The following is a 22,185-nucleotide window of genomic DNA, read 5'->3' on the forward strand; positions in this document are numbered from 1 at the left end:
GGCCAGCACTGGGGGACATCCATCACGCTGCGGTGCGTGTGCCTGGCCCCGCTGAACGCGCACCATGACACGCTGGCGATGGTCGTGGTGGGTCGCGACGGCAGCCAAACCCGGCTGGCGACGTGGGTGGCCGTGCCCGGCCACACCGCGTCACCCGCGGGCGCCATCTCGACCCCGGTCGACCAGATCGCCGCCGTGCAAGTGGTCGCCGCCGACAGCGGCAAGGTGCTGTTGCAGCGCTCGCTGTAGCGGATCGGAGCCAGCGTGTTCGGCCACGGGCGTTCGCTACGGGTGCTGGTGGCGGGCGCCGGCGTGGCCGGCATCTCCGTTGCCCGGGGATTGCTGCGCGACGGGCATGACGTCACCGTCTTCGAGCGCCGTCCCGACGTGCGGGCGGCCGGCGGGGCGGTGACGATCTGGTCCAACGGCGAGACGGTCCTGAATCAGCTGGGCGTCGACATGGACGGCGCCGGTCAGCTGCTGGCTACCGTGCGGGCCGTGACGTCGCGGGGCCGCCCGCTCGCCACCCTCGACGTCACCACGATGGTGCGGCGTCTGGGCGCGCCGGTGCGGATGGTCCCGCGCCGGGTCCTGCTGGAACGGGTGCTGGAGGGGTTCCCGGTCGAGCGCGTCCGCTGCGACTCCCGGGTGACCGCGGTGGTCAGTGCGGGCGACGGGGTCCGCGTCGAGTTCGCCGATGGCACCGCCGCCGACGGGGACGTGTTGATTGGGGCCGACGGGCTGCACTCGACGGTGCGCGAGTGGGTCGGCGCGCGCGACGCGAAGCCCACCGGCTGGTGCAGCTGGCAGGGACTCGTCACCCTTCCGGAGTGCCCGGAGATCACCGAGTCCGATGCCGCGCTGATGATCATCGGTGCGCGCGGAAACCTCGGCCTGTGGCCGGCCGGCGGTTGCGATGTGCAGTGGTGGTTCGACTTGCCGTGGTCGCATGACTTCGTCCGGCCGCAACGTCCGGTCGAGATGATCCGGTCCCATTTCGCCGGATGGTCCGAGGCGGTCGATCGAGTGCTCGCGACATTGACCGACGACGATCTGGCCCACTCGCCGTTCCCGCATTTTCGCCATCCGATCCCGCGCAGGGGCCGGGGCCCGGTGACGTTGCTCGGCGATGCCGCACACACGATGCCGCCCACGCTGGCGCAGGGGACCAACCAGGCGTTGCTCGACACGATGGTCCTGCGCAAGGCGCTGGCGGACGTGGGTGGGGCCAGCCGCCGCCGCACCGATGTTTCGAGCGCGCTGCGCTGGTATGAGAAGACCCGGCGACGCAAAGTCATGGCCGTGTCGTGGGTGGCGTCGTTGCCGGTGTCGCACGGTGAGGTCGTGCTGGGACCGGCCGCATTGATCTCCGACCGGCTGCAGGCCTGCGCGCTGACGGCTTTTCTGCGCGTCACGAGTCACCGCCGGATGTCCGCGGAAATCAGCCGAAACTTGGGGGTAACGGCGACGGTCCTCCCCTCCAGCCCGTGAACGATCCGGCCGATTCCGTAAGGGTGCGAGGCGATTTCGATACGCCTTCGCGCTGGCTCTGGCTGGTGAAGTGGTGTGTGCTGGCGCTGCCGCACTACCCGATATTGATACTGCTCTACCTGGTGTATCCGCTCTCGACGGTCGCCGCCGGCGTGGCCATCTTGTGCACCGGGCGCTATCCGCGGCCGCTCTTCGAATTCAACGTCGGGGTGTTGCGCTGGTCGTGGCGAGTGATGAACTACCGGTTCCCGATGAACAGCACCGACAGGTATCCGCCTTTCACCCTCGCGTCACGGCCCGACTACCCCGCAGACCTTGTGGTCGACTATCCGGAGCGGCTGAAAAACGCGGCGGTGCTGGTGAAGTGGCTGCTGGCGATCCCCCAGGTTCTGCTGTGCTGGTCGATGGAGGCGCTGCTGCAGGTGCTGTGTGTCATCGCCGCGCTGACCCTGTTGTTCACCGGAACGATCCCGCAGGGCACCTTCGACCTGCTCATGGGCATGGTCCGCTGGCGATACCGGGTGGCCGTGTACGTGTCTTTGATGCGCGACGAATATCCGCCGTTCCGAATGGATTTGGGTGGCCGATGACCCTGCGAAATATCCTGTTCCCCTACGTCTATCGATTCGGGCAGCCGGTTTTCGACCGGCTGTTCTACCACCGGTATCGACGCGCCGCGCTGAGCAACGCCACCGGACGGCTGCTGATGCTCGGTCTGGGGCCGGGGACCGACTTGATGTTTCTGCCCGCCGCGGTGACGTCCGTCGCCGCCGTCGAGCCCCAGGCGCCGTTTCGGCGGATGGCAGGCAGGCTCGCCGAGCGCCGCGGCGTCGCCGTCGACATCGTCGAGGGAACAGGCGAGTCAATTCCCTTCCCGGACAACTCCTTCGACTCCGTGCATATCGGACTCGTGTTGTGCTCGGTCGACGATGTGGCCGCTACCCTCGGTGAGATCCGGCGGGTGCTGATGCCCGGGGGCAGACTTGTGGTCCTCGAGCATGTGCGCGGGGACGGCGCGACCGGCCGGTTTCAAGACCTGATCGCCACGCCGTGGTCGTGGCTGGCCGGCGGTTGCGAGCCGAACCGCCGAACCCTCGAGGCCATCGCCGCGGCCGGATTCGACACCACCGCGCTGCGCAGCATTCCGCGAACGCCGGTGCCCTTCCCGTGCACACCCCACCTGCAGGGATTCGCCACCCTCAATCCACGCTGACCGCCTCGATGATGTTGAGCTGCGCCGCGCGCCGTGCCGGCGGCACCGAACCGAGCAGGCTGATCGCCAGCGCCCCCAACGTGAAGGCGAGCGCCAGCGGGCTCAACCGAAATCCGACTTCGAAATTCATGATGTCCCCGCTGATGCGACTGAACAGCCACTGGTCCGTCAGTCCCACCGCAAGCCCCAAAACGCCGCCGACGAAACCGATTCCGGCCGCCTCCGCCAGCACCATCCGCAAACTGAACCGCCGGCTGGACCCCATCGCCCGCAGCACACCGATTTCGCGCCGGCGCTCGGTCACCGAGAGCGTCAACGTGTTGAGCAGTGCGACCGCGGCCACCACCACGACGATGATCCACACCGCGTTGGCGATGAACATGCTCTGGTGCAGCGGGGCCGCCAGCCCCGCCAGCGCCGCCGGGCCGTCGTACACGTGGTTAGGGGCCGGCGCCGCCTCGCGGACGCTGGCCAGCAGTCGCTGCCGATCCACTCCGGGGGCCGCGGCGACCTGCAGTATCGTTGCCGCCGGGCGATCGAACCATGCCCGCATGCGATCGAGATCGATTCCGACCGTGCCGATGACGGTCGAGAAGAACGGCACCAAGGCCAGCACGGCCACCGACCGCGGCCCGTGCGGCGTCTGCAGCCGCAGTTGGTCGCCGGCCCGGACGTGCAGAATCGCGCCCAGATTCTGCGTGAGCACCACACCGCGCCCGGCGAGCACCTCGTTCCGCACTCGTTCGTCGAGCGCGCGCAGCAGCGCATCGTGGCTGCCGGTGGAAAACCCGTCGAGCAGGACGCGGGTGCCACCGACGACGGCGAACCCGAACGCCCCCTCGGTCACTTTCGCTACGCCGGGAAGGGCGGCGACCTTCTCGGAAAGCCCCTGCGGCAGAACGTCGGTGGGGTAGCTGTCGGGGGGATCCGCGCTCACCCAGACGTCGGCATCGGCGACCGGCGCGAAGATGTCCCGTGCCGATCGAATCATGTCGGCGTTCGTGCCGGTGATGACGACGGTGGTGAGCACCCCGATGAGCACGGTCATCACCGTCGCCCACACCCGCCGGGGCGCACGCCTGATCGTCGCCGCCGCGAGCGCCCCGCACGATCCGAACATTCGCGCCGTCGCCGCCGTGGCGGTGACGATGGGCGCGGTGAGCGCGAACCCCAGGGCGATCTCGGCGCCCAACACCGCGGCCATCGCCACGACGGCCGCGCTGCCGCGCTGACCCGTGACGACCCACATCGAGGTCGCGAATACCGCCGCGGCACCGAGGCCACTCGCGATGCGCAGCCACCGCGGCACGGCGTCGGCCGCCGAGGCCCCGACCGGGGCCAGCGCCTCGATCGGCGAAACCTTGTACACCTGCCGCGCCGCCATCGCCGACGCCGCCACGCTGGTGAGCGCCGTCGCCGCGAGCGCCAGCGGTATCGCGTAACCGGGCAGCCAGTACTCGACGCGGGCCTCCAGCCCCTGCGTCACCGCCGCAGGCAACCGGCCAATCGCGATGTGGCCCGCCACAATTCCCATGCCGGACCCGATGGCTCCGCCGACCAGCCCGAGAATCGCGGCCTCCGCGAGCATGTCGCCGACAATGGTGGGGCGCCGGCCACCGATCGCGCGCAGCATCGAGATGACCGGCCGGCGCGCGGTGATGGCCATCGTCATCGTGGTGTAGATCAAGAACGCGCCGACCACCAACGCGACCGCGGCGCCCAGCAAGGCCATGTAGTTCATCAGCTTGACGCCGTCACCGGCGCGGGCCGCCCGGAAGCTTGGGGCCGCGACGATTGCGCGGCCGTTCACCGCTGCGGTGACCGCGGCGCGAACGGCGCCGAGGTCGGCGCCCGGCTTCGTGGTGATCAGAATCGAGTCGAGTTGGCCGGAGCGGCCGGTGGCGTTCTGCGCCAACGCCAGTGGCGCAAGGACGTAGTGTCCGCCGTTGAGGTCCGCATACGGCTTGCCGGCGAGCACGTCGGTGACCGTGACCGAAGCCGAACCCAGTTGAAATGCCTGCCCTTTGGCGAAGCCGACGCGGGGGCCGACCTGGACGCCGGTCGGCGTCGAGGACAGCGCCTGCACGGGCCGGGCGACCGCGTCTTTGAGGGCGCCGCCCAGCGCGGCGGTGCTCGCGTCCGCACCCAGCAGCAGCACCGGCCCCGACGGTGTGGACGTCGACGTCCGGATCATCGGTGCCGCGGTGGCAACGCCGGGAACGGCGGCTACTTCGGCCAGGATCGAGTCGGAGAATCCGGCGTCGGTGATACCGGACACCTCGAGCGCGGCGACCCCGGCGATCCCGTCGGCCAGTCGGCCGACGGAGCCGGTGATCGACCCGAAGATGCCGAAGATCGCCACCAAATACGTTGCCGAGACCGCCATTACGGCGATCGACGCGAACGTGCGGCGCCGATGCACAGCAAGCTCCCGCAGGCTGAAGACGCGCAGCCTGCTCGCCGTCGCCGCGATCTTAAAGCCGCGTTGCGCCCCGGATCTCACCCCGCGACCGCCATGACGTCGGACCCGACCCGACCGTCCTGCAGCGTGATCACCCGGTCGGTGGCCGCGGCCGCATCGGAGTTGTGGGTCACCATCACCACCAGCCGGCCCCGACCGTCCTCGTGTGCGACCTCGGCCAGGAGCCCCAAAATGGATGCGCCCGTCGCGGAGTCCAGGTTTCCGGTCGGCTCGTCGGCGAGAATCAGCGGCGGGTCCATCATCAATGCGCGCGCCACCGCGACCCGCTGCATCTGGCCGCCGGACAGCTCCGCCGGCCGGTGCTGGGTCCGGTTGCCGAGCCCGACCCGGTCGAGCAGCCGGACCGCATCCGGTTTCGCCCTGCCCAGCCGGACACCGTCGAGCAGCCGGGGGACGGCGACGTTCTCCCAGGCCGACAGCGTCGGCAACAAGTTGAAGAACTGAAAGATGAAACCCACCCGGTGATGGCGGAACCGCGACTGCTGTTCATCGCCGAGGCGGCCGATCTCTTCGCCGTCGAAGGCGATGGACCCCGAATCGGGGGCATCAAGCGCGCCGAGCAGGTGCAGCAACGTGCTCTTACCCGCCCCGGAGGGCCCGACGACCGACACGAACTGCTCGCCGGCCAGCCGCAGGCTGACGTCGTCGAGTGCCCGCACCGTATGACCGCCGACCCGGTATTCGCGCACCACGTTGCGCAGTTCGATGGTCATTCCGACATCACGATGACCGCGGGTGAACGGTTCATTAGCCGGCGATGAACCGGCCGGCCGCCTGCCTCGTTTCTTCAGGCATGCTCGGTAGGAACCGGGTGGTCGACCACATCGTCGGGCACCTCGCGGCAATCGGAGTCGACCACGTCTTCGGCGTGGACGGCGCCAACATCGAGGATTTGTACGACGCCGCGCACTTTCGCCACGACATCAACGCCGTGCTGGCCAAGCACGAGTTCTCCGCGGCCACTATGGCCGACGGGTACAGCCGCAGCGGTGCCGGCCTGGGCGTGGTGGCCGCGACCTCGGGCGGCGCAGCGCTGAACCTCGTCGCGGGTCTGGGCGAGGCGCTGGCGAGCCGGGTCCCGGTGCTGGCGCTGGTCGGCCAGCCGGCCCGCGCGATGGACGGCCGGGGCAGCTTCCAGGACACCAGCGGCGCCAACGGATCGTTGGACGCCCAGGCGCTGTTCTCGGCGGTGTCGGTGTTCTGCGAGCGGGTGCTCACACCGTCCGACATCGTGTTACTGCTGCCCCGGGCCATCGCCACGGCGCGTACCGGCGGCCCGGCGGTGTTGTTGCTGCCCAAGGATATTCAGCAGGCATGCATCGACGGCGGGCATGGTGTCCGCAACGGTGGCGCGCGAGGGCGGATCGGCAACCCGCATCCGATCGTCGCCGAACTGCGCCGTGCGCGGGGGCGGGTCACCATCATCGCCGGCGAACAGGTGGCCCGCGACGACGCCCGGGCCGAGCTCGAAGAGCTGCGCACGGTGCTACGCGCGCGGGTTGCCACCGTGCCGGACGCGAAGGATGTTGCCGGCACACCGGGTTTCGGATCATCGTCATCGCTGGGGGTCACCGGCGTCATGGGTCACCCGAGCGTGGCCGACGAGGTGGCCGCCAGCGGTGCGTGTCTCATTGTCGGCACGCGCCTGACGGTCACTGCGCGCACCGGACTCGACGACGCGCTGGCCGCGGTGCGGACGCTCTCGATCGGATCGATGCCGCCGTATCTCGCCTGCACCCATGTGCATACCGATGACCTACGCGGCTCGCTGCATACGCTGACTCAAGCGCTGCTCGGCCCTGGTCGGCCGCCCGGGCTGCGTGTGCCCGACGTGGTGCGGCGCACCGAGATGAAGCCCCCGGCCTGCGCCGGACCGGGTGTGCGGTACCGCGACGCCATGGCCGTGCTGGACGACGTCGTACCCGACGGGGCCGACATCGTGGTCGACGCCGGCAACACCGGTGCGTCGGCGATCCACCACCTGCCGGTGCGGCGCGGAGGCAGGTTCGTCGTCGCGCTCGGCATGGGCGGCATGGGCTACAGCTTCGGGGCCGGGATCGGAATGACGTTGGGGCGCACCAACAGTGGCCGGCCCGGCGGCCGCACCGTGGTGATCGCCGGGGACGGCGCGTTCTTCATGCACGGCATGGAGGTGCACACCGCCGTGCAATACCGGTTACCGATGACGTTCGTACTGTTCAACAACAACGCGCACGCCATGTGCGTGACCCGCGAGCAGCTGTTCTATGACGACCTGTACAGCTACAACCGTTTCCGCCCCAGCCGGCTCGGCGCCGGTCTGGCGGCGATGTTCCCGGGCCTGACGTCGGTGGACGTCAGCGACGTCGAAGGGTTCGCCGCGGCGATGGGCGCGGCGCTCGACGTCGATGGCCCGGCGGTCGTCAGTGTCGAGTGTGCCGCCGACGAGATCCCACCGTTTGCACCATTTCTCACCGCGGTTCCTGTCAAAGGTACTGCCGTGGACGCGATTTCACTTACCGAGGAGAACTGCGCCAATGTCGCTGCCAGCGCTTGAGGATATTCCCGACCTCATCGACGGGGTCACCCGCATCGAAACCAGTCCCAGGGAGCAGGCCACGCCGATCATCATGGACATGATGCGGTCGGTGTACCCGCACGACCAGGTCTTCGGACGGTATTGCACCGTCAACGATTACGTCGACTGTCCACCCGACGAGTTGTACGAGTACATGGCCGACACGCGCAGCCTGGAGGAGTGGACGTACAGCCTGCGCGGGTTCACCCCCACCGAGGAACCCGGGTTGTGGCTGGCATACGACCGGCTCGGCTCGGAAACCCCGATCTACACCCGCACCGTCGCCAATGCGCAGGCGCGGACGGTGGACTATCACTGCGCCTGGGATCAGGGCAAGCACCTGTGGATGATCTACCTGATGCGTGTCGTCGACGCCCAGGCCGTCCTCGACAAGCCGGGATCGGTTGTGCTGTGGACCAATTGCCATCACCCGTTCTATGACCACAATCCGTATCCGGAGACGGCGCCACCGTCCCGGCCGGTATGGGTCGGTGACTTCTGGGATATGTTCGGCGCCGGGCACGCGCTGGAGATGAACAACCTCAAGGCGATCGCCGAGTACCGCCACCGCAACGGCCTGCCGGTGTCCCCGGTGTGGATGAGATGAGTGCACCATGGGTAAGCCAAGCGTCAGCCTGATCGACGTCTCCACGTATCTGCCGGGCGCGCCGATTCCCGCCGACTACTACGCGCGATTCGCCGAATCCGACGAGCTGCGCGACAACGTGATGTTCCGCGCCCCGAAGTTTCGCCATCACGTCGGCGCGGACGAGAGTTCCGTCGACATGATCGAACGCGCGGCCCGCGGCCTGATCGAGCGGCACGGCCACGACGTCGTGGAAGGCGCCGACGTGCTGATCACGCACACGCAGGTGCCCGACATGGCGTTCTACGGCCAAGGCGGCAGCATCGCGCATCGGCTGGGAATGCGGCCGTCCTGGGTGCTCGACCTGAACAACGGAGGCTGCGCGGCGTTTGTGTTGGCGCTCAACGTGGCCCGCTCATTGTTGTCGACGGGCCAAGGGCGCACCGCGCTCATCGCCATCGCGCAGAATGCGGCCGGACAATTTTTCGATCAACCGAGCATCCGCCGCAAGGCGCAGTCGGCGGTGCCCGGCGATGGGGCAGCCGTAGGACTGGTCGCGGTGAGCGAACAGTCGCCCATTCTCGATGTCGAGTGCCGCACCTACGGTGAGTATGCGGGCGAGATGACGCTTTCCTACGACCCGCCGCGCAAGTGGTGGCAGGCCGGCCCCGGTGAGGGCAGCATCGGTTTCACCGACAGCAAGATCACCAAGGTGCTGGCCCGCGGAAACCGGCAGGTTCCCGACGTGGCGCTGGCGGTGTGCGATCGAATCGGATTGGCCGCCAAAGACATCGACTTGCTGGTCACCAACCAGCCGAACAGGGCGTTCCTGCGCAATTGGCGCGACGCGCTCGAGTTGCCCAAATCCAGACACTGCGACACTTTTGACGAGTGCGGCAACCTGTTCGGTGCCGGGATCCCGATCAATCTGGACCGTGCGATAGCTGACGGCCGGCTCCACGCCGGGGAGGTGGTCATGATGGCGGCATTCGCGCATGCCGGCGATTTCGCCGGCGCCGCCTCGGTGCGCTGGGGCGGACGCGGCTGATGCACCCCGCCGGAGGCCTGGTGGCCGGCGAGACCTGCGACGTGCTGCCCGATGCGGTGGATCCGTTTGCCTTGTCGCTCAACGAGAACCCGTTTCCCCCGCTGCCGTCGGTACGTTCGGCGTTGATCCGTTCCGTGTGCGCGGTGAATCGGTATCCGGAGTTCCTGCCGGAGCGGTTGCGCGACGTGATCGCCGGCCACATCGGGGTGCCCGCCGACCAGGTGGTGCTGGGCGCCGGGGCCACGGGTGTCGTCTTTCAAGCGCTGCAGGCACTGACCGCACCGGGTGACACGATGGCGATGGCATCGCCCACGTTCGACGGTTATCCGATCGTCGCGCGCATGGCGCGGCTGAATTCGTCACTCGTTCCACTGGACGAACACGGCCACAACGACCTCGACGCGCTGGCCGACGCGGCCGCGGCCGCCCGCGTGGTGGCGGTGTGCCGGCCGCACAACCCGACCGGCACGCTGGAGCCAACGTCCGCCGTTTTGCGGTTTCTCCGCCGGGTGCCGCGCGACACGGTCGTACTGCTCGACGAGGCCTACATCGAGTTCACCGCTCCCGAGCACCGTTTCGACGTAGCGGCATTGGTCGCGCGTTTTCCCAACGTCGTGGTGGTACGGACCTTCTCCAAAGCCTACGGCTTGGCGGGCCTGCGGATCGGCTATGCGGTGGCATCCCGCGAGCTGGCGCCGACGCTGTGGACCCAGCAGGTGCCGTTCGGCATCGCGATCACCGGCCTGCTTGCGGTCGCGGCGTCCTATGACGCGGAATGCGAACTGCTGCGACGGATCCGGTCGATCACCGCCGAACGCCGTTATCTCCGGATGCGCCTGAGCGCTATGGGGATATACACGACCGACGCGCAGGCGAACTTCCTGTATCTGCCTTCCGGGACGGGTGGGCGGTGTCGGCCGTGGGGCGAGGTTTTCGGCGGCAGCGGCCCGCGTTTGCGGTATTACCCAGATGGTGCCGCGAGGATCACCGTGGGCGCCCGGGCGTCGACGACCGCGGTGCTGTCGGCGTTGGGAAAGGCCACGCTGGGGCTCCAAGTGCGGTAAGAAGGGGCGTGGCGCAATCACGACCGGACAAACGTGATCCGATCGCCGCGGCGCGTGCCAACTGGGAGCGTGCCGGGTGGGGCGACGTGGCGCCGGGCATGGTCGCGGTGACGTCGGTGATGCGTGCGCACCAGATCCTGCTGGCCCGCGTCGAGACGGCGTTACGCCCCTACGACCTCAGCTTCTCCCGGTACGAATTGCTGCGGCTGCTGGCGTTCAGCCGGACCGGGGCCCTTCCGATTACGAAGGCCTCCGACCGGCTGCAGGTTCATGTCACCAGCGTGACCCACGCGATCCGCCGGCTGGAGGCCGACGGGCTGGTGCAGCGGGTGCCGCACCCCACCGACGGGCGCACCACGCTGGTGCAGATCACCGACCTGGGCCGCTCGACGGTCGAGGACGCCACCGTCACGCTCAACAAGCAGGTGTTCGCCGATCTCGGGATGTCCGACGCCGAATCGCAGGACCTGGCGACCTGCATCGAGACGTTGCGCCGCAACGCGGGCGACTTCTGAGCTCTGGACGCCTGCGCGCGCCCCACGTCCTGCTGCTGCGGCGAAATCGGCTTATTTCCCAGCACAAGTCGACGTTCGGCGCTAGATCAACGCAGTGTCTCGATGATCGCGCTGAAATCCTTGTCCCCGTGGTCGGCCGCGAATTTCGCATAGATCTCGGCGGCGTGGCGGCCCAGCGGGGCGACCGAACCGCTGGAGGACACGGCATCCATCGCCAGGCCCAGGTCCTTGTTCATCAGGGCGGCCGCGAAGCCCGGCTCGAACCCGTTGTTGGCCGGCGATGTTGGAACCGGGCCCGGCACAGGGCAATTGGTGTGCACCGCCCAGCAGTTCCCGGTCGCGCCGGTGATCACGTCGAACAGGGACTGCGCCGACAACCCGAGCTTCTCGGCCAGGACGAACGCCTCCCCGATCGCGATCTGCTGCACCGCCAGCACCATGTTGTTGCACACCTTGGCGGCCTGGCCGGCCCCGGCCGCGCCGCAGTGGATGATCTTGCCCGCCATGGGTTCCAGCACCGGCCGCGCCCGTTGCAGGCTTTCCGGGTCGCCGCCCACCATGAACGCCAGCGTCCCGGCGACGGCGCCCTTCACCCCGCCCGAGACGGGCGCGTCCAGCTGGGCGACGCCGCGCGATTCCGCCAGCGCATGCACCTCGCGGGCGTCGTCGACCGAGATCGTGGAGCTGTCGATGAACAGCGCACCCGGTCGCGCGGCCGGCAGAATCTCCGCGTAGCAGCGTTTGACCAACTCGCCGTTGGGCAGCATGGTGATGACGACGTCCGCCCCGGTCACCGCCTCAACGGCGCTGCCGAAACCGGCGACGCCGGCCGAGGCCGCCGCGGACAGCGCCGCGGGCACCGGATCGAACCCGCGCACCGCATGGTTGGCGGCAACAAGATTCGTGGCCATGGGGCCGCCCATATGGCCCAAGCCCAGGAAAGCCACGGTCAGGTGCTCGGTCATCTCGGACCCTATCTATGCGGTGGTTTGAGAAGCTCGAAATCGTGCGGCTTCCGCCCGACCGATGACCACTCGCATGATTTCGTTGGTCCCTTCCAGGATTCGGTGCACCCGCAGGTCGCGCACGATCTTTTCCAGACCATACTCGCGCAGATAGCCGTAGCCGCCGTGCAGCTGCAGGGCTTTGTCGGCCACCTCGAAGCAGGTGTCGGTGACATAGCGCTTGGCCATCGCGCACAACTCGACCTTGTCGGGATCGTCGGTGTCCAACGCATTGGCCGCCCGCCACAACATCATTCGCGACGTCTCGAGTCCGGTCGCCATGTCGGCCAGGGTGAACCGGATGGTCGGCTCGTCGAGCAGCGACTTGCCGAACGCCTGCCGGTCGCGCACGTAGGCTCCGGCCTTGTCGGCGGCGGCCTGGGCGCCGCCGAGCGAGCACGCGGCGATGTTGAGCCGCCCGCCGTTGAGGCCGTTCATCGCGATGCCGAATCCGGCGCCCTCGCCGTCCGCGCCGCCCAGCATCGCGTCCGCGGGCACCCGCACCCCCTGAAGGATCACCTGCGCGGTCGGCTGGGCATGCCAGCCCATCTTCTCCTCCAGCGCGCCGAAACTCAGCCCGGGAGTGTCCTTTTCGATGACGAACGCCGAGATGCCGCGCGGACCCTCGGCGCCGGTCCGGGCCATCACCACGTAGACGTCCGAGGCGCCCGCCCCGGAGATGAACTGCTTGACGCCGTCGAGCACGTAATCCGAGCCCTGCTTGACGGCGCGGGTGCTCAACGCGCTGGCGTCGGACCCGGCGCCCGGCTCGGTCAGGCAGTAGCTGGCGATGACGTCCATCGACGCCAACCGCGGGACCCAGACCTTGCGCTGTTCGGCGGTACCGAACGTGTCGATCATCCACGCGCACATGTTGTGGATCGACAGGAACGCGGCGGTGGTGGGGTCGGCGATGGCCAACTGCTCGAAGATGCGGACCCCGTCGAGCCGGCGCAGCCCGCTGCCGCCGACGTCGTCGCGGCAGTAGATCGCCGCCATGCCGAGCTCGGCCGATTCACGCAGCACGTCGGTCGGAAAGTGTTCGGCCGCATCCCATTCCAGGGCGTGCGGGGCCAGGCGCTTGGCAGCGAACGCGGCGGCCGTCTCGGTGATGACCCGCTCGTCGTCGTTCAGGGTGAACATGACTTACCTAATCCATTGTGGGAATGACGAATTCGGCGCCGTCCTTGATGCCGGACGGCCACCGCTGGGTCACGGTCTTGGTCTTGGTGTAGAAGAGAATCGACGAGGGCCCGTGCTGGTTGAGGTCGCCGAAGCCGGAGCGCTTCCAGCCGCCGAAGGTGTGGTAGGCCACCGGCACCGGGATCGGCACGTTGACACCCACCATGCCGACCTGCACACGGGAGACGAAGTCGCGGGCGGCGTCGCCGTCGCGGGTGAAGACGGCCACGCCGTTGCCGTACTCGTGCTCGGACGGAAGCCGCAGCGCCTCCTCGTAGTCATGGGCGCGCACGATGCACAGCACGGGCCCGAAGATCTCGTCGGTGTAGATCGACATGTCCGGGGTGACGTGGTCGAACAGGGTGGGCCCGATGAAGAAGCCGCCTTCGAGGTTGGCGTCACCGAAAGTCAGGTCGTCGCTGGCGCGTTCGCGGCCGTCGATGACCAATTCGGCGCCCGCGTCGACACCCTGGCCGATGTAGTCACGCACCTTCGCCACGGCGGCCTCGGTCACCAGCGGACCGTAGTCGGCCTTGGGGTCCAGGCTGTGGCCCACGCGCAGGTTGTTGATCCGCTCGATGAGCCGGGCCCGCAGCCGGTCCGCGGTCTGCTCACCGACCGGGACCGCCACGCTGATCGCCATGCAGCGCTCGCCCGCGCTGCCGTACCCCGCGCCGATTAGCGCGTCGACGGCCTGGTCCAGGTCGGCATCGGGCATCACGATCATGTGGTTCTTGGCTCCGCCGAAGCACTGCGAACGCTTGCCGGTGGCGGCCGCGCCCGCGTAGATGTACTGGGCGATGTCGGAGCTGCCGACGAATCCGACCGCCTGAATGTCGGGGTGGTTCAGGATGACGTCGACGGCCTCCTTGTCGCCGTGCACGACCTGGAACACACCCGGCGGCAGGCCCGCCTCGAGAAAGAGCTCGGCGAGGCGCACCGGGACCGACGGGTCGCGCTCGCTGGGCTTCAGCACGAACGCGTTGCCGCAGGCCAGCGCCGGGCCCGCCTTCCACAGCGGGATCATCGCCGGGAAGTTGAACGGGGTGATGCCGGCGACCACGCCCAGCGGCTGGCGCAGCGAGTAGACGTCGATGCCCGGTCCGGCGCCTTCGCTGTACTCGCCCTTGAGCAGGTGCGGGATGCCGACGGCGAACTCGATGACCTCGATGCCGCGCTGAATGTCGCCGCGTGCGTCGGGCACCGTCTTTCCGTGCTCACGCGACAACAGCTCGGCCAGCTCGTCCATGTTCTGGTTGACCAGCTCGATGAAACGCATCATCACCCGCGCGCGGCGCTGTGGATTTGTTGCGGCCCAGCCCTTTTGGGCCTCAAGGGCCGACGCCACCGCGGCGTCGATGTCGGCTTGGCCGGCCATCGGCACCTGCGCCTGAACCTTCCCGGTGCTGGGGTCGAAGACGTCGGCGGTCCGACCGGACTGGCCGGCGGTGCGCTGACCGTCGATGAAGTGGGGAATTTGTGTGGTCATGGGGCCCTCGAGTGTGATTGACGCGCTTAAGCGGATACTTGCATATCCTAGTAACCCGGTTCGGGCCTTGGCAAGGTGGGTGGCGGCTAGCCTCACAGCTGCATGCACACCATCGAGGCTGACTACCTGGTGGTCGGGGCGGGCGCCATGGCCATGGCGTTCATCGACGCGCTGGTCTCCGAGGCCCGGGTCCGGGAGCGGTTACTGAGCATCGCCACGCCCGTGCTGATGGCCGACGAACCCGCACTCGCTGCGCGCTGACCCGAGGTTCGCGCTGTCGCCGACGGTGGGGCCCTTCGGTTTTTCAGAGCGGTGCTGGGATCCGCCGCCGTGCGCGGCGATCATTGTGGTCGCGCAGATGTTCACCCTGGCGTTGTGGAGGGCTCGTCGCCTCCGGCTTCCGCGGAGGCCGACCACTTCTGTTTCAGGCGGCGCTTGAGTGCCATCGAGGGCTTTTCGATGAGGAACCAGCTTGCCGCGGCCAGCGGTAGCGTGGCCACCACGGCGACGGGAAAGAGCACGATCGGTTGCAGACGCGCGAGCCCGCACACGGCCAGCAGCTGCTGGGTCGGGAACGCATAGATGTAGACGCCGTAGGACAGGTCGGTGCGCAGCACCAGGCGGCGGTTCTTGAGCAGGGAGCCGGACACGATGATCGCGTAGGCCAGCGGGAGGGCGGCCACCACCCGGTAGTCGGGCAGCCTGCTGGCGGCCAGCACGATCACGACGCTGACCGCGACGAGTGACCAGCGGGCGGGGATCACGTCTTTCCACTGATAGATGACGGCTCCAGCAGCAAACGTGATGGCGGAGCGCACGGCGATCTGCGGGATGGTCCATGTGCCGGGGAAAGTCATCGGCGGCGTCACCGTTGCCAGACCCGTAGCGAGGAGCAGGATCGCCGGAGAAACCCACCGGCGATCGGCCAGTCCCGCCAGGCCGATACCGGCGACCGCGAGGTAGCAGATCACCTCCCAGGCCAGGGACCACAGCGAACCGTTCCAGAGCCCGGAATGTGGCACACCGCTTGGTGTTCCGCCGATATCGAGATGGACGTAGGCGACGCCGCTGTTTTTCAGGATGTATTCGAGCGGCGCGCCGGAGGACATGAGCTTACCTACCGAACCGCCCTGGATCGCCACACTGAGCGGGGCGAAGACGAGTGCCGTCATGATCAGGCAGACGTAGTAGCCGGGCAGGATACGAAGGGCGCGGGCGGTCAGGTAGTCACGTACTCGCGGGTCTTCGAGCCAACTCCTGGTGATGAGGAATCCCGAGATCGTGAAGAAGCCGTCGACCCCTACCGAGAAGAGGAGTTGCAGCGTCGCCGCGGGTGGCAAGCGGTCCGTGATCGGCCAGCAGTGCCACAGCATCACTTCGGCAGCCAGCACCAGCCGCCACGCATTCAGCGCATTACATCGCGCATCGAATACCTGCCCGAGGGTCATTGGCCTCCGCCCGTCGTGTTCACCCCGCGGTATCGGCGGGAATACTGATCGCCATCGGATAGGGAGGGTCGGGCTGTTCGAGGTTTTGCCAGCCGGGGGCGACCCGGGCTAGGCGGTACCCGGGGCCTCCGGAGCCGGCCGCTCGCCCACGACGTTGGCCGTGCTGACAGGCCCGGCCTCGTCGGAGCTGGACGCGACGGGAGCCGACCACTTGACCCGAAGCCGGCGTTTGAGGGCCATCGAGGGTTTCTCGATGGCGAACCAGCTGATCGCGGCGAGCGGCAGGGTGGCGGTCACCGAAACGAGAAAGAACAGCACCGGGTGGAGGCGCGTCGCGAGTCCACTGACGGCCAGCAATTGCTGGGCCGGGAAGGCGTAGATGTAGACGCCGTAGGACAAATCGGTGCGCAGCCTCAATCGCTCGCTCTTGAGCAAGGAGCCCGACACGATGACGGCGTAGGCCAGCGGAAGCGCACCAACCACCCGGTAATCGGGCAGGAACCCGGACGCGGCCACGATGACGAGGCAGACCGCGACCAGCGACCATCGGGCGGGGATGACGTCTCGCCACTGATACATGATGGCTCCGGCCGAGAACATGATGGCCGAGCGCACCGCGAGCTGCGGAATGGTCCAGACCCCGGGAAATGTCAGAGGCGGCAAGACCAACGCGCCCAGCGTTGCCACCGCCAAAGCCGCGGGGGAGACCCAGCGACGATTGCCCAGTCCCGCCACGCCGATAGCGGCAACGACGAGGTAGCACAGCAGTTCCCAGATCAACGACCACATCGAGCCGTTCCAGGCGTTTCCGCCCGGTACATCGCGCAGTGTTCCGTCGATACTCGGCTGCAGGTACGCGATCGCACTGTTTTTCAGGACGTACTCGAGCGGGGCGATGGACCCCAGCAGCTTGGCGGCCGAACCGCCTTGAATCGCCATACTGAGTGGGGCGAAGACGAACGCGGTCACGATCAGGCAGACATAGAAGCCGGGCAGAATGCGCAGGGCGCGGGCGGCGAGGTAGTCACGCAGGCGCGGGTCGGTGAGCCAACTCCGGGTGATCAGGAAGCCGGAGATCGCGAAGAAGCCGTCCACACCCACCGAGAAGAAGAGCTGCAGAGTCCCCTTCGGGGGCATGTGTCCCGTGATCGGCCACGAATGGAACAGCATGACCTCGGCCGCCAGCGCCAGCCGAAGCGCGTTGAGCGCGTTTCTTCGCGGATCGAATACCTGTCCTAGCTTCATCTGCCTCCGTCGCCCGTTGCACCGTCGGCGCCATCGTATCGGCCGGCAGCCGGTGGGCGGGGTACAACCGCTGGAGCCGGTCGAGCCGTCGTTTCAGTCGTTGAGCTGTCGCAACCGACGCTATGCGGCGCCCGGGACCTCCGGAGGCAACACCATCGCCGCTTCGCGGGCACCCGCAGATTTCCGTTTGATGCGCGCCTTCAACGACCTGGCCGGCTTTTCAACGAGGAACCAGCTCGCTGCGGCCAGCGGCACGGTCGCTGCCGCCACGGTGAGACAGAACACGAACGGGTTGAGGCTGAGCAGGCCGAGGACGGCCAAAAGCTGCTGGGTCGGGTACGCGTAGATGTACATGCCGTAGGACAGGTCCGTACGCAACCTCAGGCGCTTGTTGTGCAGCAGGGAGCCGGAGACGACGACGGCATACGCCAGGGGGACGGCGGCGACCACCCGGTAATCCGGCAGCTGGCCGGCCAGCAGCACGATGACCACGCTCACCGCGACCAGCGACCACCGAGCGGGAATGACATCGCGCCATTGATACAGCAGCGCTCCCGCCGCAAACATGATCGCGGCGCGGCACGCCAGGAAGATGATGACGGTGCCCACGTTGCCCGTCGGCCGATTGAACACCTCGGGGAAGGTGACGGGCGGCATCATCGACGCTCCGATGGCCGCCGCCACCAGAATCGCCGGGGAAACCCACCGGCGGTTGGCGAGTCCGGCCACGCCGATAATGGCAACGACCAGGTAGCACATCACTTCCCAGAACAGCGACCACAGGGATGCGTTCCAGATGCCCGCGTTGGGAATGTCGTGCGGCGTGCCACCGACGTCGGGCTTGAGCCACATCACCGCGATGTTTTTCAGGACGTACTCGAACGGAGCGAACGAGAACAGCAGCCTCGCCGCGGAACCGCCCTGGATCGCCACACTGAGCGGGGCGAACACGAAGGCGGTCACGATCATGCAGACATAGAAGCCGGGCAGGATGCGCAGAGCGCGAGCGGCGAGGTACGCGCGCAGCTGGGGGTTGCTGATCCAACTCGCGGTGATGAGGAACCCCGAGATCGCAAAGAAGCCGTCGACGCCGACGCAGAGCAGCAGCTGCAGAATGGCCCGCACCGAAGGGAGATGACCGCGGATCGGGTAGGTATGCCAAAAGATGACCTCGGCCGCGAGCGCTAACCGCCATGCGTTCAGCGCATTGCTTCGCGGATCGAAAACCTGCCCAAGTTTCATCGGCATTTCCCGCCGTTTGAACAGGGCATCGTGGTCATCATCGGCGCCATCCTAACGCCACGCAACGCCGAAAAGGGCCGGTTTACGGTAGTGGGCCAATTCGATTGCGGCAATGCGTATTGATAGATATATGTCTAATAAGCGGGTCGCCGCGCGAAGGCAATTCCGCGCTCGGTGAGCGCCAAGAACGTTGCGGGGTAACGCACATCGCGGGAATGGACCGATTCACCGCGTCAATTCGTGGGCTTTGCCCGCAGATCATCGAGGAACGCCGTCGTCTCCGCCCAGGTGGGAAGCAGGCCGGAGGCGCGCACTTCGTCGAAGCTGGGGGCGGCGGCATCGCGCTCGGACAGGGTGGGCGGTGCGCCGTCGACCAGTGGCCAATCGATTCCCAGCGCCGGATCGGTTGCGCAAATGGAGTGTTCGCGTTGCGGGTTGTATTCCGCCGAGCACAAATACATCACCGTCGAATTGTCTTGCAATGCCAGGAATCCATGCCCGAGGCCTTCGGAGAGATAAATCGTCCTATGTTCGGAGTCGTCGAGCAGCACCGAGTCCCACTGCCCGAATGTCGGCGAGCCCACCCGGATGTCGACGACGACGTCGAACACCGAACCGCGCACGCAGGTCACGTACTTGGCCTGGCTCGGCGGTACCTGGGCGAAGTGCAGCCCGCGCAGCACCCCCGCCGATGAGACCGAGCAATTGGCTTGCCGGACGTCCAACCGGTGACCGGCGAAGGAGCTGAATCCCTTGTCGGTGAGCCATTCGAAGAAATGGCCGCGCGAATCGCCGTGGACGGCAGGGGTGATCTCCCAGGCGCCGGGAATTTTCAGTTCGCGGGCTTTCACGTCACTGCCCGCGTTCTTCGTAACGGGCTTCCGAGGCGTCTTTCAACGGGCGCCACCACGATTCGTTCGCGCGGTACCAGTCAATGGTCTCACGCAGCCCCTCCTCGAAGTCGGTATGCTTTGGCGCCCAACACAATTCGTCGTACAACGTCGATGGGTCGATGGCGTAGCGCAGATCGTGGCCGGCGCGATCGGTGACGTGGTCGAAGTCGTCGGGCTCGCGGCCCATCATCTGCAGCAGTGTCCGCAGCACGGTCAGGTTGTCGCGCTCACCCTCGGAGCTGATCAGGTACGTGCGGCCGATCTCGCCCTTTTCCAGGATGCGTCGCACCGCGCTGTTGTGGTCGTCGACGTGGATCCAGTCGCGGACGTTGGCGCCGGCGCCGTACAGCTTGGGCCGGCGCCCGGTGAGCACGTTGGTGATCTGGCGCGGGATGAACTTCTCGACGTGCTGATACGGCCCGTAGTTGTTGGAGCAGTTGGAGATCGTCGCGCGCACCCCGTACGACCGCACCCAGGCCCGCACCAGCATGTCGGCGGCGGCCTTGGTCGCCGAATACGGGCTGGACGGGTTGTAGGGCGTCGCCTCGGTGAACCGCTGGGGGTCGTCGAGCTCGAGGTCGCCGTAGACCTCGTCGGTCGAGATGTGGTGCAGCCGCACGCCGTAACGCCGCACCGCTTCGAGGATGGTGAAGGTCCCGACCACGTTGGTGTGCAGGAACGGCTCGGGGCCCTCCAGCGCATTGTCGACGTGGCTCTCCGCGGCGAAATGCACGACGGCGTCGGATTCGGCGACCAGCCGCGACACCAGTTCGGCGTCGGTGATGTCGCCGACCACCAACTCGATGGCGTCCTCGACGCCCGCCAGCGACTCGCGCCGGCCCGCATAGGTGAAGGCATCGAGCACCGTCACGGAGTCCTCGGGGTGTTCGCGCACGGTGCTGTGCACGAAATTGGCGCCGATGAAACCAGCGCCGCCGGTGACCAGTAACCGCATGCCCCAAACCCTAACCGAGCCGATCGGTCAGTTTGTGGCAGTTAGCCCCAGAGCCCCGGCCAATTCGGTTAGCGCAGGTAGCAGCGATTCATCGGCATTACCGCCCAGCACCTGCACGGCCACGTGGTCGGCTCCGGAGTCCAGATGCTCGCGCAACCGCCCAGCGATGGCTTCCGGGGTGCCGTGGGCGACCACCGCGTCGATCAGCCGGTCGCTGCCGGGCGTGCGCACGTCGGCTTCGGTGAATCCCAGCCGCAGCCAATTGTTCACGTAGTTGCTCAGGCCCAGGTAATGCTGGACGGTCTGGCGGCCGATCTCGCGGGCCTTCTCGGTGTCGGTGCTGAGCACCACCTTGTGCTCGGGCGCCAAATACACTGCCCCGCCGAGCAACTCGCGCGCCTTGGCCGTGTGTTCCGGGGTGGTCAGATAGGGGTGTGCGCCGGCGCTGCGCTGCGCTGCGAGCCGCAGCACCCGCGGCCCGAGTGCGGCGACCACCCGGCGACTGGTCGGCACCAGGGCCGCATCGAGTTGGTCGAGGTAGGCGACCAGGGCGTCGTACGGCTTGACGTACTCCTGGGTGTGCTCGGGGTGGCCGACCCCGATACCGAGCAAAAACCTTCCCGGGTGGCCGGTTTCGATGCGCTTGAAGGAATCGGCGACGGCCGGGGCGGGCGCCGACCAGATGTTGACGATTCCGGTGGCCAGTTGCAGCGACGCCGTGCGCGCCAGGGCCGGCTCGACCCAGGACAGGTCGGCGTCCGGCGAGCCGCCGATCCAGGCGGCGCCGTAGCCCAGCGATTCGATTCCCGCGGCTAGCTCGGGGGTGATGGATCGCGTCGGCAGCCACACGCCGAACCGGCCCAGGTCGGGCTTGAGCGAAACACCCTCGGTCATCTAGCTCCCCCTGCGAGTCGTCAGGACGGATTCAATCCCAGTGGCCCCGCCAGTTCGGCCAGCGCTGAGACCAGGTTTTCATCCTTCGTCAACACCTGTACGGGGACGTGGTCGGCTCCGGCGTCGAGATGCTCTTTGAGCCGAGCCGCGATCTGGTCCACGGTGCCATACGCCACGACAGCGTCCACCAGCCGGTCGCTGCCCGGCCGGGTGACCTCGTCGTCACCGAAACCCAGCCGCTTCCAGTTGTTTCGGTAGTTGGCGAGATTGAAATACACGTCGAGCGCCTTGCGGCCGACCGCCCGGGCCTTCTCCACGTCAGTGGTCAGGATCGCCTTGTGCTCGGGCGCCAGGAACGCCGACGGGCCGATGATCTCGCGGGCCCGCGCGGTGTGTTCCGGCGTGGTCAGGTAGGGGTGTGCCCCCGCGGAGCGCTCGGCGGACAGCCGCAGGACGCGCGGGCCGAGGGCGGCGACCACCCGGCGGTGGGCGGGCACCCCGTAGTCGTCGAGCTGCTTGAGATAGTCCGCCAGGGCGTCGTAGGGCTTGCGGTATTCGGTGTGGGCCTCGGGATGGCCGACGCCGATGCCGAGGAGGAAGCGGCCCGGGTAGGCCTTGTCGATGCGGTGGAAGGATTCGGCCACCGGCTTGGCGGCCGCGGTCCAGATGTTGACGATGCCGGTGCCGACCTGCAGCGTCGTCGTCGCTTCCAGGAGGGGTTCGACCCAGGCCAGCTCGGCGGCCGGCGAACCGCCGACCCAGACGGCCCCGTAGCCCAGCGCCTCGATGTCCTTGGCCTGCTGCGGGGTGACGCCGCGTCCGAACGATCCGAACCGGCGGAGATCGGGCTTGCTTGCTGCATCGGTCATGGTCATCC

Annotated in this window: 21 protein-coding genes and 1 pseudogene; 10 read left to right on the forward strand and 12 right to left on the reverse strand. The window is 67.8% G+C overall.

Annotated elements, in window-relative coordinates:
• From A5775_RS08115 to A5775_RS08130, 4 genes and pseudogenes are all read left to right on the forward strand, one after another.
• Nucleotides 1–249: pseudogene (locus tag A5775_RS08115) on the forward strand (hypothetical protein); the annotation flags it as partial.
• A 15-nt stretch (nt 250–264) separates the two neighbouring features.
• Nucleotides 265–1,491 carry an NAD(P)/FAD-dependent oxidoreductase gene (locus tag A5775_RS08120; RefSeq protein WP_067250399.1) on the forward strand — a complete coding sequence of 409 codons (1,227 nt, stop codon included), beginning with the start codon at nt 265–267 and terminating at the stop codon, nt 1,489–1,491.
• Nucleotides 1,492–1,514: 23 nt separating this feature from the next.
• Complete coding sequence (locus A5775_RS08125) at nt 1,515–2,081, forward strand: DUF4389 domain-containing protein (RefSeq protein ID WP_067250546.1); 567 nt, start codon at nt 1,515–1,517, stop codon at nt 2,079–2,081.
• Nucleotides 2,078–2,704: a class I SAM-dependent methyltransferase gene (locus A5775_RS08130; RefSeq protein WP_067250402.1), complete on the forward strand. Its 627-nt coding sequence runs from the start codon at nt 2,078–2,080 to the stop codon at nt 2,702–2,704. The genes A5775_RS08125 and A5775_RS08130 overlap by 4 nt, the downstream gene beginning before the upstream one ends.
• On the opposite strand, the gene A5775_RS08135 is transcribed toward A5775_RS08130, so the two are convergent.
• Together A5775_RS08135 and A5775_RS08140 are read right to left on the reverse strand one after the other, a co-directional pair.
• Complete coding sequence (locus A5775_RS08135) at nt 2,691–5,207, reverse strand: ABC transporter permease (protein WP_067250405.1); 2,517 nt, start codon at nt 5,205–5,207, stop codon at nt 2,691–2,693. The genes A5775_RS08130 and A5775_RS08135 overlap by 14 nt on opposite strands.
• Nucleotides 5,204–5,899 (reverse strand): ABC transporter ATP-binding protein, encoded by a 696-nt coding sequence (locus A5775_RS08140; RefSeq protein WP_067250409.1) that lies wholly within the window; start codon nt 5,897–5,899, stop codon nt 5,204–5,206. The genes A5775_RS08135 and A5775_RS08140 overlap by 4 nt, the downstream gene beginning before the upstream one ends.
• Nucleotides 5,900–5,979: 80 nt before the next feature.
• Between A5775_RS08140 and A5775_RS08145 the strand changes: the two genes are divergently transcribed.
• From A5775_RS08145 to A5775_RS08165, 5 genes are read left to right on the forward strand one after another with little or no spacing between them, the layout of a single operon-like run.
• On the forward strand, nt 5,980–7,722 hold the full coding sequence (locus A5775_RS08145) for a thiamine pyrophosphate-binding protein (protein WP_231995133.1): 1,743 nt from the start codon (nt 5,980–5,982) through the stop codon (nt 7,720–7,722).
• A complete protein-coding gene (locus A5775_RS08150) occupies nt 7,703–8,350 on the forward strand; it encodes a hypothetical protein (RefSeq protein WP_067250415.1) in 648 nt (215 codons plus the stop codon). The genes A5775_RS08145 and A5775_RS08150 overlap by 20 nt, the downstream gene beginning before the upstream one ends.
• A gap of 7 nt (nt 8,351–8,357) precedes the next feature.
• On the forward strand, nt 8,358–9,377 hold the full coding sequence (locus A5775_RS08155; protein ID WP_067250418.1) for a 3-oxoacyl-ACP synthase III family protein: 1,020 nt from the start codon (nt 8,358–8,360) through the stop codon (nt 9,375–9,377).
• Nucleotides 9,377–10,441: a histidinol-phosphate transaminase gene (locus A5775_RS08160; protein ID WP_067250421.1), complete on the forward strand. Its 1,065-nt coding sequence runs from the start codon at nt 9,377–9,379 to the stop codon at nt 10,439–10,441. Before A5775_RS08155 ends, A5775_RS08160 begins: the two co-directional genes overlap by 1 nt.
• 8 nt (nt 10,442–10,449) lie before the next feature.
• The gene (locus A5775_RS08165; protein ID WP_067250425.1) at nt 10,450–10,956 is read left to right on the forward strand and encodes a MarR family transcriptional regulator; all 507 of its coding nucleotides are present in this window, start codon (nt 10,450–10,452) and stop codon (nt 10,954–10,956) included.
• A gap of 86 nt (nt 10,957–11,042) precedes the next feature.
• On the opposite strand, the gene mmsB is transcribed toward A5775_RS08165, so the two are convergent.
• The 3 genes from mmsB to A5775_RS08180 are packed head-to-tail and all read right to left on the reverse strand — an operon-like array spanning nt 11,043 to nt 14,631.
• Nucleotides 11,043–11,921, reverse strand: a complete 879-nt coding sequence (gene mmsB / locus A5775_RS08170; RefSeq protein ID WP_067250428.1) for a 3-hydroxyisobutyrate dehydrogenase — start codon at nt 11,919–11,921, stop codon at nt 11,043–11,045.
• 12 nt (nt 11,922–11,933) lie between these two features.
• Nucleotides 11,934–13,103, reverse strand: a complete 1,170-nt coding sequence (locus A5775_RS08175) for an acyl-CoA dehydrogenase family protein (RefSeq protein WP_067250431.1) — start codon at nt 13,101–13,103, stop codon at nt 11,934–11,936.
• A gap of 7 nt (nt 13,104–13,110) precedes the next feature.
• Nucleotides 13,111–14,631: a CoA-acylating methylmalonate-semialdehyde dehydrogenase gene (locus A5775_RS08180; RefSeq protein WP_067250434.1), complete on the reverse strand. Its 1,521-nt coding sequence runs from the start codon at nt 14,629–14,631 to the stop codon at nt 13,111–13,113.
• 102 nt (nt 14,632–14,733) lie between these two features.
• Between A5775_RS08180 and A5775_RS25325 the strand changes: the two genes are divergently transcribed.
• The gene (locus tag A5775_RS25325) at nt 14,734–14,892 is read left to right on the forward strand and encodes a hypothetical protein (protein WP_156660617.1); all 159 of its coding nucleotides are present in this window, start codon (nt 14,734–14,736) and stop codon (nt 14,890–14,892) included.
• A gap of 101 nt (nt 14,893–14,993) precedes the next feature.
• Here the strand turns inward: A5775_RS25325 and A5775_RS08185 are convergent, their stop codons facing one another.
• The 7 genes from A5775_RS08185 to A5775_RS08215 form a co-directional block, all read right to left on the reverse strand.
• A complete protein-coding gene (locus A5775_RS08185; RefSeq protein WP_067250437.1) occupies nt 14,994–16,079 on the reverse strand; it encodes an acyltransferase in 1,086 nt (361 codons plus the stop codon).
• Nucleotides 16,080–16,187: 108 nt separating this feature from the next.
• Nucleotides 16,188–17,324, reverse strand: coding sequence for an acyltransferase (locus A5775_RS08190; protein ID WP_067250440.1), 1,137 nt, complete (start codon nt 17,322–17,324; stop codon nt 16,188–16,190).
• Between the two features lie 120 nt (nt 17,325–17,444).
• Nucleotides 17,445–18,566: an acyltransferase gene (locus A5775_RS08195; RefSeq protein ID WP_067250549.1), complete on the reverse strand. Its 1,122-nt coding sequence runs from the start codon at nt 18,564–18,566 to the stop codon at nt 17,445–17,447.
• Nucleotides 18,567–18,799: 233 nt separating this feature from the next.
• Nucleotides 18,800–19,417, reverse strand: coding sequence for a dTDP-4-dehydrorhamnose 3,5-epimerase (rfbC, locus tag A5775_RS08200; RefSeq protein ID WP_067250443.1), 618 nt, complete (start codon nt 19,415–19,417; stop codon nt 18,800–18,802).
• Between the two features lies 1 nt (nt 19,418).
• The gene (gene rfbB / locus A5775_RS08205; RefSeq protein WP_067250446.1) at nt 19,419–20,414 is read right to left on the reverse strand and encodes a dTDP-glucose 4,6-dehydratase; all 996 of its coding nucleotides are present in this window, start codon (nt 20,412–20,414) and stop codon (nt 19,419–19,421) included.
• Between the two features lie 27 nt (nt 20,415–20,441).
• Complete coding sequence (locus A5775_RS08210) at nt 20,442–21,308, reverse strand: LLM class F420-dependent oxidoreductase (protein WP_067250450.1); 867 nt, start codon at nt 21,306–21,308, stop codon at nt 20,442–20,444.
• Nucleotides 21,309–21,328: 20 nt separating this feature from the next.
• Complete coding sequence (locus A5775_RS08215; protein ID WP_067250552.1) at nt 21,329–22,177, reverse strand: LLM class F420-dependent oxidoreductase; 849 nt, start codon at nt 22,175–22,177, stop codon at nt 21,329–21,331.
• Nucleotides 22,178–22,185 lie beyond the last annotated feature (8 nt).

Origin of the sequence: Mycobacterium sp. 852002-10029_SCH5224772, from assembly GCF_001667315.1 — a bacterium.
Lineage (GTDB): Bacteria > Actinomycetota > Actinomycetes > Mycobacteriales > Mycobacteriaceae > Mycobacterium.